Source organism: Mycobacterium sp. ITM-2016-00316, assembly GCF_002968335.2.
Taxonomy (GTDB): Bacteria; Actinomycetota; Actinomycetes; order Mycobacteriales; family Mycobacteriaceae; genus Mycobacterium.
The window spans coordinates 2,622,874-2,635,697 of sequence record NZ_CP134398.1; the positions used below are offsets into that span (position 1 = coordinate 2,622,874).

Here is a 12,824-nt window from a genome sequence, read left to right on the forward strand (position 1 = left end):
TGATTCGTCTATCTAATTAATGGAGGATGCCACGTGAGCGCAGGTCGGCTGTTTACCAGTGAGTCGGTCACCGAAGGTCACCCCGACAAGATCTGTGATGCGATCAGCGACTCGGTGCTCGACGCGCTGCTGGAGCAGGATCCCGCATCGCGGGTTGCGGTGGAGACGCTGGTCACCACCGGCCAGGTGCATGTCGCGGGCGAGGTCACCACATCGGCCTACGCCGATATCCCCAAGATCGTGCGTGAGCGCATCCTGGAGATCGGCTACGACTCCTCGACCAAGGGTTTCGACGGCGCATCCTGCGGCGTGAACATCGCCATCGGCGCGCAGTCCCCGGATATTGCGCAGGGCGTCGACAAGGCGCACGAGGCCCGGGTCGAGGGCGCGGGCGACCCGCTGGACTCCCAGGGCGCCGGCGATCAGGGCCTGATGTTCGGCTACGCCATCGGTGACACCCCCGAACTCATGCCGCTGCCGATCGCGATGGCACACCGGCTGGCCCGCCGCCTCACCGAGGTCCGCAAGAACGGCGTGCTGGACTACCTGCGCCCGGACGGCAAGACCCAGGTCACCATTCAGTACGACGGCAAGACGCCGGTGCGCCTGGACACCGTGGTGCTGTCCACGCAGCACGCCGATGGCATCGACCTGGACGGTCAGCTGACCCCCGACATCCGCGAGAAGGTCGTCAACACCGTTCTCGCCGATCTCGGGCACCAAAGCCTGGACACCTCCGACTACCGGCTGCTGGTCAACCCGACCGGCAAGTTCGTGCTCGGCGGCCCGATGGGTGACGCCGGCTTGACCGGCCGCAAGATCATCGTCGACACCTACGGTGGCTGGGCCCGCCACGGTGGCGGCGCGTTCTCGGGCAAGGATCCGTCAAAGGTGGACCGCTCGGCGGCCTACGCGATGCGCTGGGTGGCCAAGAACGTGGTCGCCGCCGGGCTCGCGGAGCGGGTCGAGGTGCAGGTTGCCTACGCGATCGGCAAGGCCGCCCCGGTCGGGCTGTTCGTGGAGACGTTCGGCACCGAGACGGTCGACCCGGCCCGCATCGAGAAGGCGATCAGCAGCGTGTTCGACCTGCGTCCCGGCGCGATCGTCCGCGACCTGGACCTGCTGCGCCCGATCTACGCGCAGACAGCGGCCTACGGTCACTTCGGACGCACCGATATCGAGCTGCCGTGGGAGCAGACCAACAAGGTCGACGACCTGAAGGCTTCCGTCTAACCGCTGAACTCGTAGTCACTGAGCGGGAAGCTGCGGCTGCGCCAGTACGCCTCGGGTGTGCTGGCCGGCCGCAGCGGCACGTCACCGTTCTTGTCGAAGTAGTAGCTGTTGGCCGACGCGCAACTGTCCTGCCAGAAGATCTGACGGTGCCGTTTGCGCATCATCTCGTCGAAGTACCGGGCATTGGCCTCGGGGCGTATCTCGACGCGGGCCGCGCCGGTCCGGTCGGCCTGCTGCAGGCAGCGCACGATGTGCCGGGTCTGGGTCTCGATCAACGCGAAATACGAGGAGCCGACGTACCCGTAGGGCCCGCAGACGTTGAAGAAGTTGGGGAAGCCGGGCACGCTGACACCCTCGTAGGCCTGCATCCGGTTGCGGGTCCAGAAATCGGCCAGTGACTGGCCACCGGGCCCGATCAACGGGAAGGTCCCGGAGTCGACGTCCATCACCCGGAAACCCGTCGCCAGCACCAGCACGTCGACCTCGTGGACATGTCCGTCCGCGGTGACCACGCCGGCCGGGGTGATCCGCTCGATCGGCTCGGTGACCAGGGCGACGTTGTCCCGGTTGAAGGTGCTCAGGTAGCTGTTGTGAAACGCCGGGCGTTTGCAGCCCACCGCGTAGCGCGGGGTCAGCTTGTCCCGCAACACTGGATCGTTGACCTCGCGGCGCAGATAGTTCCTCGCCATCCGCTCGGCGCCCCCGCTGAGCGGCAACACGCTGTGATACTGCGCCGACAGCGGAAAGGTCACCTCGACATAGGCCTGACTGAGCAGCCGCTGGGCGGCACTGCCGAACGGCAGTCGCATCGCCCAGCGGGCCGGCGCGGGCAGGGGCACGTCGAATTTGGGGAAGCACCAGATCGGGGTGCGCTGGAACACGCTGAGCTGCGCCACCTCGGTGGCGATCTCCGGGATCAGTTGCACCGCCGATGCCCCGGTACCGATCACCGCCACCCGTGTGCCGGTCAGGTCGGCGCCGTGATCCCAGCGGGCGGTGTGCACGGTGATGCCCGCGAAGGTGTCGACGCCCGGGATGTCCGGCAGCTTCGGCACGTTGAGCACACCCGCGGCATTGATCAGGTGCCGCGCGGTGATGTCGGCGCCGCTGGTACTTTCCCCCGTCGCTTCGCTCGCCTCAGTTCGCAGCCGCCACAGGTCGGCGTCCTCGTCGAACACGGCCGCGGTCACCTGGGTGTCGAACCGGATCCGGGACGCGATCCCGTACTTGGCCACACAGTGATCGGCGTAGGCCTTCAGCTCGTGGCCCGGGGCGTACGTGCGCGACCAGTCCGGGCTCTGCTCGAAAGAGAACTGATAGGAGAACGACGGGATGTCCACGGCGATACCGGGATAGGTGTTCCAGTACCAGGTGCCGCCGGCTCCGGCTCCGGCCTCCACGATCAGGTAGTCGCCAAGGCCGGCCCTGTCCAGGGCGATCGCCGCGCCGATGCCGGAGAACCCGGCGCCGATGATGACGGTGTGGAATTCCGGTGTCATGAAAGCACTCTCACGGATGCAGCGCGGCCCGCAGGGCCGCGATCCCGCGTTCGGTGGCCTCGGTGGCAGCGGGGGAGGCCAGCGCGAGGCTGACGTAACCGTGCACCATCGTCGGTTCGTTGCTGTGCTGCACCGCAACGCCGGCCGCGGTCAGCAGTTCGGCGTACCTGCCGCCGTCATCGCGCAGCGGATCGTGCTCGGCGGTGCCGATGAAGGCCGGCGGCAGACCGCGCAGCGACTCGGCGTTGGCCGGTGCGACATCGGTCGGCAGCGATGCCGGATCGTCGAGGTCGACTCCGGGCAGATACCAGGTCAGGAAGGCATTCATCACATCCTGGTTGAGGATGTAGGCGTCGGCGTTCTCGATGAACGACGGCGCCGTCAGGTCGCCGACGGCCACCGGGTACCACAGCAGCTGGAACACCAGCGGCGGTCCGCCGGCGTCGCGGGCGCGCAACGCCATGATCGCCGACAGGTTGCCACCGGCCGAATCCCCGGCCACCGCAATGCGTGTCGGGTCACCACCCAGTTCGGCGGCGTGCTCGCCCACCCAGCGCAGCGCCGCCCAGGAGTCCTCGACGCCGGCCGGGTACGGGTGCTCGGGGGCGAGTCGGTAGTCCACTGACACCACGATCGCCTCGGCACCGACCGCATGTGCGCGGGCCACGTGGTCATGGGTGTCCAGGTCGCCGATCGCCCAGCCACCACCGTGGTAGTAGACGAGCACCGGCAGGTTGTCGTGCTGTTGCACCGGCGGCCAGTAGATCCGCGCCGGAATATCGGCGAGATCGCCGTCACCGATGGTGCGCTCCTCGATCCGCAGCTGCGGGAGTATCTCCGCTGGCGGCTTCAGCGCGCGTAGCTTCTCGCGAGCCAGATCGACACCGTCGGAGACGGTGAATTCCAGTGGCACGGCGTCCAACAGTGCCTTCAGGTTGGGGTCGACGTCAGGGCGTGTGGCGCCGGAGGACGGCGCGGAGGGAGCCATGACGTCAGGCTAGCCCGCCCCGCAGCGCGGCAAAGGCGAGATCGGCCGCCTCGGTGGCCGCCGGTACCACCCCGTAGTAGCCCAGATAGCCGTGCACCAGCGTCTCGGCGTTGTGCACCTGGGCGGGCACCCCGGCGGCGGCCAGCAGTTCCGCATAGCGGATTCCGTCGTCGCGCAGCGGGTCGTATCCGGCCACCGCGATATAGGCCGGCGCCACACCGGCCAGCGACGCGGCGCGAGCCGGCACCAGGGTGGCCGGCGGATCACTCAGATCGGCGTCACCGGCGTACAGCTTGGAGAAGCCGCCGACCGAGCCACGGTCGAGGATCGGTGCGTCGGCGTTCTCGGTGAACGACGGCAACCTGGTGTCCCAGGTGGTCGCGGGGTACCACAGCAGCTGGGCGCGCAGGTTCAGCCCGGCGTCACGGGCCAGCAGGGCCACCACCGCGGCCAGGTTGCCGCCGGCGGAGTCCCCGGCCACGGCGATGCGGGTTGGGTCGGCGCCCAGCTCGTCGGCGTGGGCGGCCACCCAGCGTGTCACCGCCCAGACATCGTCGACCGCCGCCGGGTAGGGATGCTCGGGGGCCAGCCGGTAGTCCACCGAGACCACCACCGCACCCAGCCCGACCGCATGCTCGCGGGCGGTGCCGTCATAGGTGTCCAGATCGCCGACGACCCAGCCGCCGCCGTGGAAGAAGAGCACGACCGGCGGGCTAGGATGCGGGGTCTCCGGCCAGTAGATCCGCACCGGCACGCCCTCGATCGCACGGTCCTCGACGCGCAGCTGTTGGTGCACCTCGCGGCGTGGCAGCGCGCGGAAACGTTCCCGCGCGGCGGCGGGACCACCCTCCATCGTCAATTGGAACGGCACCGCTTCCAGTACCTTCTCCAGGATGGCGTCCAAGGCGGGTCTGTCGGTACCGGATTCAGGCATGGGTTCACCGTACGCAGCGCCGTGGACCCGGCTGTTCTGGGTGCTGGCGGTCGCCGTCGGCGCCGGCTACGGGGTATTTCTCGTCACCGTCGCGCTGCGGGTGCCCGCCGGTGCCGAGCTCACCGGACAGTTCGCCCAGCAGCCCGCCGTCAAGGCGGCCGCGGCGGTGCTGTTGGCGGTGGCCGCGCTGCGTCACCCGATCGCCCGGGAACGGCGCTGGCTGATCGCGGCGCTGATCGGGTCCGCGGCGGGCGACTATCTGCTCGCGATGCCGTGGTGGGAGCCGTCCTTCGTGCTGGGCCTGGCGTCGTTCCTGATCGCCCACCTGTGCTTTCTTGCCGCGTTGGTCCCGCTGGTGGCCAGGCGCACCTCGCGGCTGGTCGCGGCGGCCGTCGTGGTGCTGGCGTGCGTGGCGATGCTGGCGTGGTTCTGGCCGGCCCTGCTGGAGCAGGGCATGGCGCTGCCGGTCACCGTGTACATGGCGGTGCTCGGCGCGATGGTGTGTGCCGCGCTGCTGGCTGCACTGCCGACGCCGTGGACGGCGCTGGGCGCGGTGTGTTTCGCCGTCTCGGATTCGATGATCGGCATCAGCAAGTTCGTGCTCGGGTCGGAGGCCCTGGCGGTCCCCATCTGGTGGGCCTATGCGGCGTCGCTGTTCCTGATCACCGCCGGTTTCTACTTCGGCCGGCAGCGCGATATCGGCGTCCGGGGGCCGCAGGGGTGACCCAGACCCGCCGCGCCGCCGAACACGAGCCGATCGCGCGGGTGCTGCCGATGCTGTCCGTGCCGCACCTGGACCGCGAATTCGACTACCTGGTGTCGGCCGAACAGTCCGACGATGCCCAGCCCGGCGTGCGGGTCAGGGTGCGTTTCCACGGCCGGCTGGTGGACGCCTTCGTCCTGGAAAGGCGTTCGGACACCGATCATTCGGGAAAACTCGGCTGGCTGGACCGGGTGGTCTCCGCCGAGCCGGTGCTGACGCCGGATATCCGCAGGCTCACCGACGCCGTCGCGGCCCGCTATGTCGGAACCCGCCCCGACGTGCTGCGGCTGGCCATCCCGCCGCGGCACGCCGGCGTCGAGAAGAAGCCACCGGCCGAGCTGCCACCGTTGGCACACCAGCCGGTCGACGAGTCGGGCTGGGCGCAGTACGGGCGCGGCGAACAGTTCCTGGCCGCGATCCGGGAGGGCCGGGCGGCTCGGGCCGTCTGGCAGGCCCTGCCCGGTGAGCACTGGGCGCTGCGGCTCGCCGAGGCAGCGGCGGCCACCGTGCACGCCGGGCGCGGTGCCCTCATCGTGGTGCCCGATCAACGGGATGTCGACGCCGTACACGCGGCGGCGGTGGGCTGCGTGGACGAATCCCGGGTGGTGGCGCTGTCCGCCGGGCTGGGCCCCTCGCAGCGCTACCGGCGCTGGCTGGCGGTGCTTCGGGGTCAGGCCCGGCTGGTCATCGGCACCCGCAGCGCGGTGTTCGCGCCCATCGCCGATCTCGGGCTGGTCATCGTCTGGGACGACGGCGACGACAACCTGGCCGAACCGCGCGCGCCGTATCCGCACGCCCGCGAGGTGGCGATGCTGCGCGCACACCAATTGCGTTGTGCGGCAATCATCGGCGGGTACGCCAGGACCGCCGAGGCGCACGCACTGGTGCGTAGCCGGTGGGCCCACGACCTCGTCGCGACCCGCCCGGTGGTGCGCAACCACGCGCCTCGGGTGGTGGCTCTGGACGACAACGCTTTCGACCAGGAACGTGACCCGGCGGCACACACCGCGCGGCTGCCGTCGATGGCGCTGCGCACCGCCCGCGCCGCGCTGGAGGCCGGGCACCCGGTGCTCGTGCAGGTGCCGCGGCGGGGATACGTGCCGGCACTGGCCTGCGCCCGCTGCCGCACCGTGGCGCGGTGTCGGCACTGCACCGGGCCGCTGTCGCTGCCCGACCGGGATACCCATGGCGCGGTGTGTCGTTGGTGCGCCCGCGCCGAACTGACGCTGCGATGTGTGAGCTGTGGATCGGATGCGGTGCGTGCGGTGGTGGTCGGTGCGCGACGGACCGCCGAGGAGCTCGGCCGGGCGTTGCCGGGCGCCAGCGTCATCACCTCCGGCGGAGAGTCGGTGCTGTCCGCGGTGGGACCGAAACCCGCCGTCGTCGTCGCCACCCCGGGCGCGGAGCCGGTGGCCGAGGGCGGCTACGGCGCCGCATTGCTGCTCGACAGCTGGGCACTGCTGGGACGCCAGGATCTGCGGGCTGCCGAGGACACGCTGCGCCGCTGGATGGCCGCGGCGGCTCTGGTCCGCAGCCGCGCCGACGGGGGCTCGGTGGCGGTGATCGCCGAGTCGACGATCCCGACCGTGCAATCGCTGATCCGCTGGGACCCGGTCGGCCACGCGGAATCCGAGCTCAACGCCCGCGACGAGGTGGCGCTGCCGCCCGCGGTCCATCTCGCGGTGCTCGACGGGGTGCCCGAGGCCGTCACCGCCTTGCTGGCGGCCGCCGAACTGCCGCCCGCAGCGGAACCGCTGGGGCCGGTGGAGCTCCCACCCGGCGCACGCCGACCGCCGGGTATCGCGGTGGACAGTGTGGTGAGCCGGATGCTCGTGCGGGTGCCACGCACCGGCGGTCTGGACCTTGCGGCGGCCCTGCGTCGTGCGGTGAACGGGCTCAGCGCCCGCCACGATCAGCAGCCGGTGCGTGTCCAAATGGACCCCTTGCACATAGGGTAGGCAGCACAACTGGTGCGGAGGTGGGTATGGGGCGGCTGTTCAAGCTACTGATCCCGTTGGTGCTCATCGCGTTTGGCCTGCTGTGGCCGGTGGTGTTCAGCGCGACCCCCACCGGTGGTGGCGACGCCTCCCCGGATCCGGTGGTCATCAGTGACTACACCGCCCACTACACGGTGAACGCCGACGGTGACATGGACGCCGTCGAGACCATCACCGGTGAGTTCCCCGTCGGACGGCACGGCATCTTCCGGCACTGGGATGTGGCCAATCAGAACAGCCCCAAGGTCCGGCAGGTCCCGCAGATCCAGTCGATCCTGTGGGACGGTGAACCGGCGCCCTATCAGCTGCTCTGGGAGGGCCGGGACCGGTTCCGGGTGGCCAAGATCGGTAGCCCCGACAGCACGCTGACCCCCGGGCCGCACGTGTTCGAGATCCGGTACCGCATCCCCGGCGTGCTCGACCCCGGAACCTCGGGCGCCGGTAAGCAATTCGGCGGTTCGACGGGTGAGGCGAGCGCGCCGACGGTGTTCTTCTGGAACGTCTTCGCACCGGCCTGGAACAATAGGATCCAGAATGTCGACATCACCGTCACCCTGCCGGAGCCGGTGGTCGGCGCCCAGTGCTCGGTCGGATACGGCCGGGGCACCGCCTGCAGCGATCTCACCGTCGACGGGAACACCGTGCGGCTGGCCGCGCAATGGCTGGGACCGCACACCCCGGTCACTCTGCGGGCGGGCATGGACATGCCGACACCGCCGCGCGCCGAGCTGCTGTGGACCTACCACTGGGACCGGGTGTTGGGGCAGTCGACCACCCGGGTGGTGGTGCTGTTGGGCCTGGCTCTGCTTGCCGGGCTGGCGGCCGTTCTGTGGTCGCGCAGCACCGTCGAGGCGCCGCCGGGATTCCCGATCCAGTACGCGCCGCCGCCTGGTCTGGGCCCCGTGCAGACCGAGTACATCCGCACCGAATCGGTGCCCAAGAACGGCCTGACCGCGACGCTTTTCCACCTCGCCGAACGCGAACTCGTCGACCTGCGCCAGATCAGCAAGAACGACTGGAACGTCACCGGCACCGCTGCGCCCGGCGCCTGGGCCGATATCGACCCGGTCGGCGTCGCGGTCGGTTCGGCGCTGAAGATCATCGGCCCCGGCGCCGAGTTCAAGGCCAGGAAATCCGCCAGATCGGGGGAGAAGCTCAGTAAGGCCAAGACCGACATGGCCGACGCGGTGCAGAAGTGGGCCCTCGAGGAGGGCCTGATGGTGAAACGCCGCAAGGAACTGTGGTTGCGCGCCGCCAATGCCGTCGCGGCGATCCTGATGGTGTGCGGGTTCTTCCGGTGGGGGTTTCCGATCACCCTGTGGGCGCTGCCGTTCGCGGTGTTCTTCTTGTTCTCCGCGGCGTCGTGGCGTGCCGGGGTGGGCACCAGGCGTACCGCGGCGGGTCGCGAACTGTGGTCACGCGCAGGCGGATTCCACCGGTTGTTGTCCACCGACTCGGCGGAGAGCCGGTTCGATTTCGGGGCGCGCAAGGACCTCTACGCGGCCTACGTGCCGTTCGCGGTGGCCGCGGGCAGCGCGGCGCTGTGGGCGCAGAAATACCGCGACGTCACCGGGGCGGTTGCACCACAACCGGAGTGGTACCACTCGTCGTCCAGCACGTCCTGGGGCCTGTCCGGAGGTTCCGGCGGTGCCGGATTCGACAGTTTCGAATCGGCGCTGTCGTCATCGATCGGCGCCTACACCGCGTCGCAGTCGTCGTCCTCCAGCGGCGGCAGCAGTAGCAGCGGTGGAGGCGGCGGTGGCGGTGGCGGCGGCGGAGGAGGTGGAGGCGGATCATGGTGAGGTTCTTGCTGATTCTGGTACTGGCGATCGCCGTGCTGGTGTTGATCGGGTTGGTGGTCGGCTACAACAAGCTCAAGTCGGCCGACGTGCGGGTGGCCGAAGCGCTGTCCGGGATCGATGTCGAACTGACCCGCCGCGCGGCGCTGATCCCGAGCCTGGTGCACACGGTGGGCTCGTTCGCCACCCACGAGAAGGCGATCCTGGATCACGTCACCGACGCCCGGGCCGCACTGAACGCCGCCACCGGCGGCGAATCGGTGGCCCGGCGCAGCGCCGCGGAGGGTGAACTGGACACCGCGCTCGGCCAGGTGCTGGCGCTCGGGCAGAGCTACCCACAGCTCAACTCGTCGACCAACTTCCTGAATCTGCAGGAGAACCTGACCGACACCGAGAACAAGTTGGCCTTCGCCCGGCAGTACTACAACGACGCGGTCGCCGGGGTGAACCGGCTGATCACCACGATGCCGTGGATGTTCGTGGCCCCGATCGCCGGTGTGCAGGAACGCGAGTTCTACCAGACTCCACGTCTTCCCTAGACTGGCTCGGTGCGACTCATCTTTGCCGGAACCCCGGAGCCCGCGCTGCCCTCGCTGCGCAGACTGATCGACTCCGAAAACCATGATGTCGTCGCGGTACTGACCCGGCCCGATGCCGCGGCCGGCCGGCGCGGCACGCCGGCGCCGTCCCCGGTGGCTCAGCTGGCCACCGAGCACGGCATCCCGGTGCTCAAGCCCGAGCGACCCAACACCGCGGAGTTCGTCGCCGAACTGACCGCCCTGGCGCCCGACGCCTGCGCGGTGGTCGCCTACGGCGCACTGCTGCGCGCGGACCTACTGGCCGTGCCGCCGCGGGGCTGGGTGAATCTGCACTTCTCGCTGCTTCCGGCCTGGCGCGGAGCCGCCCCGGTGCAAGCCGCGATCGCCGCGGGGGACGAGGTCACCGGGGCGACCACCTTCCAGATCGAACTCGACCTGGACTCCGGACCCGTCTACGGCGTCGTCACCGAGACCATCCGCCCGACCGACACAGCCGGGGATCTGCTTGAGCGCCTGTCTGTTTCGGGCGCGGGATTATTGGAGGCCACCATGGACGGTATCGCCGACGGAACGCTCGACCCGGTACCTCAGCCCGCCGATGGGGTCACCGTCGCACCCAAGATCACCGTCGAGGAGGCGCGGGTGCGCTGGGAACTGCCCGCGCACGCGGTCGATCGCCGGGTCCGGGCGGTCACCCCGAACCCCGGTGCGTGGACGATGATCGGCGATGTGCGCGTCAAGGTCGGCCCGGTGCGTCCCGACGACTCGAAGGTGCTCGCCGCGGGGGAGCTCGAAGTCGGCAGGCGTGACGTATGGATCGGCACCGGTTCCGATGCGGTGGCGCTGAGCTGGGTTCAGCCGCCCGGGAAGAAGCCGATGAACGCCGCCGACTGGGCGCGCGGAGCACGTCCGGACGCATCGGTGCGGGCGCTGTGAGCCGGCCCTCGTCGTCCGGGCGTGGCGGGCGCCCGTCGCGTCATCACTCCACCAACGCGCCGCAGCGCAAGGGGCCGGCACGCAAGCCGCTGGACCCGGCCCGGCGCGCGGCGTTCGACGTGCTGCGCGCGGTCAGTGAACGCGACGCCTACGCGAACCTGACCCTGCCGGCCCTGCTGCGCGACCGGGGAATCAAGGGTCTCGACGCCGCCTTCGCCACCGAACTCGCCTACGGCACCTGCCGCACCCGGGGCCTGCTCGACGCCGTGATCAGCGCGGCGGCCGACCGGCCCGTCGACCAGATCGACTCGGTTCTGCTGGACCTGCTGCGGCTGGGCAGCTACCAGTTGCTGCGCACCAGGGTGGACGCGCACGCCGCCCTCGACACCACCGTCGATCAGGCGGGAATCGAATTCGATTCGGTACGAGCAGGTTTCGTCAACGGTGTGCTGCGCAAGATCGCCGGCCAGGATGAGCAGGCCTGGATCGCCGAACTCGCACCGCCGCAGGCCAGCGATCCGATCGGGCATGCCGCCTTCGTCAACGCTCACCCACGGTGGGTGGCCCAGGCCTTCGTCGATGCGCTCGGTGCCGGTGCCGGGCAGCTCGGCGCGCTGCTCGCCAGCGATGACGAGCGGCCCGTCGTTCACCTGGCCGCCCGGCCCGGGGTGCTGACCGCCGCGGACCTCGCTGCCCAGGCCGAGGGAACCGTCGGCCGGTACTCGCCGTATGCGGTCTATCTGTCCGGGGGTGACCCGGGCGAGCTGGTCGCGGTGCGGGAAGGCGCCGCGCTGGTGCAGGACGAAGGGTCGCAGCTGGTGGCGCGCGCCGTGACCCTGGCCACCGTGGACGGCCCCGACCACGGCCGGTGGCTGGACCTGTGCTCGGGACCGGGCGGTAAGACCGCGCTGATCGCGGCGCTGGCCGGGGATGCCCGTGTCACGGCGGTGGAGCCCGCCGAGCACCGGGCCGATTTCGTCGAACGCAACACCGCCGGACTGCCCGTCGATGTGCTGCGAGTGGACGGCCGGGAATCGGGCCTGGAACCGGCGAGCTTCGACCGGGTGCTGGTCGACGCGCCGTGCACCGGTCTGGGTGCGTTGCGGCGCAGGCCCGAGGCGCGCTGGCGGCGCCAGCCCGGCGATGTGCCGACGCTGGCGAAGTTGCAGCGGGAGCTGCTGGCGGCGGCCATCGCGCTGACCCGGCCCGGTGGCGTGGTGCTTTATGCCACGTGTTCGCCGCATCTGGCCGAGACCGTCGGCGTGGTGGCCGATGCGCTGCGCAGGCACCCGGTGACGGCGCTGGACACCCGGGAGTTTTTTCCGGGCGTCGATCAGCTCGGCGACGGACCATACGTGCAGCTCTGGCCGCACCTGCATGGCACCGATGCGATGTTCGCCGCGGCGCTGAAAGTAGGCTGACCGCCATGTCTGGTCAATCGCCCGTCGCCCCGCTCGCCCAGGCCCCGCTCATCGCGCCGTCCATTCTCGCCGCCGACTTCGCCAGGCTGTCCGACGAAGTCGCCGCCGTCGCCGGTGCGGACTGGTTGCACGTCGATGTGATGGACAACCACTTCGTGCCGAACCTCACGCTGGGGCTGCCCGTGGTCGAGAGCCTGCTCAAGGTCACCGACATCCCGATGGACTGTCACCTGATGATCGATCAGCCCGAGCGGTGGGCGCCGCCGTACGCCGAGGCCGGCGCCTACAACGTCACCTTCCACGCCGAGGCGACCGACAACCCGGTGGGTGTCGCACGCGATATCCGCGCCGCCGGCGCCAGGGCGGGACTCTCGGTGAAGCCGGGCACCGCGCTGGAGCCCTACCTGGAGATCCTGCGGGAGTTCGACACCCTGCTGGTGATGTCGGTGGAGCCCGGATTCGGTGGCCAGAAGTTCATCCCCGAGGTGCTCTCGAAGGTGTCCACCGTGCGCCGCCTGGTGGATGCGGGGGAGCTGACGATCGTGGTGGAGATCGACGGCGGCATCAACGCCGACACCATCGAGGCCGCCGCCGAGGCCGGGGTGGACTGTTTCGTCGCGGGATCTGCGGTCTACAGCGCCGAGGATCCGGCCGAGGCGGTGCGGCGACTGCGCAGGCAGGCCGCCGCCGCCTCACCACACCTCACGTTATGAGT

Annotated in this window: 11 protein-coding genes; 8 read left to right on the forward strand and 3 right to left on the reverse strand. The window is 70.1% G+C overall.

From position 1 onward, the window contains the following. Positions 1–33: 33 nt before the first annotated feature. Positions 34–1,233, forward strand: a complete 1,200-nt coding sequence (metK, locus tag C6A86_RS12700; protein WP_105362364.1) for a methionine adenosyltransferase — start codon at positions 34–36, stop codon at positions 1,231–1,233. On the opposite strand, the gene C6A86_RS12705 is transcribed toward metK, so the two are convergent. The 3 genes from C6A86_RS12705 to C6A86_RS12715 are packed head-to-tail and all read right to left on the reverse strand — an operon-like array spanning position 1,230 to position 4,654. After that, entirely contained in the window at positions 1,230–2,732 is a 1,503-nt protein-coding gene (locus C6A86_RS12705) for an NAD(P)/FAD-dependent oxidoreductase (protein WP_105362363.1), read from the reverse strand. The two genes, metK and C6A86_RS12705, sit on opposite strands and share 4 nt — an antisense overlap. A gap of 10 nt (positions 2,733–2,742) precedes the next feature. Then, positions 2,743–3,720, reverse strand: a complete 978-nt coding sequence (locus C6A86_RS12710; protein WP_105362362.1) for an alpha/beta hydrolase — start codon at positions 3,718–3,720, stop codon at positions 2,743–2,745. A 4-nt stretch (positions 3,721–3,724) separates the two neighbouring features. After that, positions 3,725–4,654, reverse strand: a complete 930-nt coding sequence (locus C6A86_RS12715) for an alpha/beta hydrolase (RefSeq protein WP_105362361.1) — start codon at positions 4,652–4,654, stop codon at positions 3,725–3,727. Between C6A86_RS12715 and C6A86_RS12720 the strand changes: the two genes are divergently transcribed. The 7 genes from C6A86_RS12720 to rpe all read left to right on the forward strand — a co-directional run bounded on the left by C6A86_RS12720 (position 4,653) and on the right by rpe (position 12,822). After that, complete coding sequence (locus tag C6A86_RS12720; protein ID WP_199196104.1) at positions 4,653–5,378, forward strand: lysoplasmalogenase; 726 nt, start codon at positions 4,653–4,655, stop codon at positions 5,376–5,378. The genes C6A86_RS12715 and C6A86_RS12720 overlap by 2 nt on opposite strands. After that, entirely contained in the window at positions 5,375–7,375 is a 2,001-nt protein-coding gene (locus C6A86_RS12725; protein ID WP_105362359.1) for a primosomal protein N', read from the forward strand. Before C6A86_RS12720 ends, C6A86_RS12725 begins: the two co-directional genes overlap by 4 nt. 26 nt (positions 7,376–7,401) lie before the next feature. After that, positions 7,402–9,216, forward strand: a complete 1,815-nt coding sequence (locus C6A86_RS12730; protein WP_311101162.1) for a DUF2207 domain-containing protein — start codon at positions 7,402–7,404, stop codon at positions 9,214–9,216. After that, positions 9,210–9,752, forward strand: a complete 543-nt coding sequence (locus tag C6A86_RS12735; RefSeq protein WP_311101163.1) for a LemA family protein — start codon at positions 9,210–9,212, stop codon at positions 9,750–9,752. The genes C6A86_RS12730 and C6A86_RS12735 overlap by 7 nt, the downstream gene beginning before the upstream one ends. A gap of 9 nt (positions 9,753–9,761) precedes the next feature. After that, entirely contained in the window at positions 9,762–10,688 is a 927-nt protein-coding gene (gene fmt, locus C6A86_RS12740; RefSeq protein ID WP_105362583.1) for a methionyl-tRNA formyltransferase, read from the forward strand. An 89-nt stretch (positions 10,689–10,777) separates the two neighbouring features. Further along, positions 10,778–12,109: an RsmB/NOP family class I SAM-dependent RNA methyltransferase gene (locus C6A86_RS12745; protein ID WP_396835314.1), complete on the forward strand. Its 1,332-nt coding sequence runs from the start codon at positions 10,778–10,780 to the stop codon at positions 12,107–12,109. Positions 12,110–12,114: 5 nt separating this feature from the next. Beyond that, positions 12,115–12,822, forward strand: coding sequence for a ribulose-phosphate 3-epimerase (gene rpe / locus C6A86_RS12750; RefSeq protein WP_105362585.1), 708 nt, complete (start codon positions 12,115–12,117; stop codon positions 12,820–12,822). The last annotated feature ends 2 nt before the right edge of the window (positions 12,823–12,824 follow it).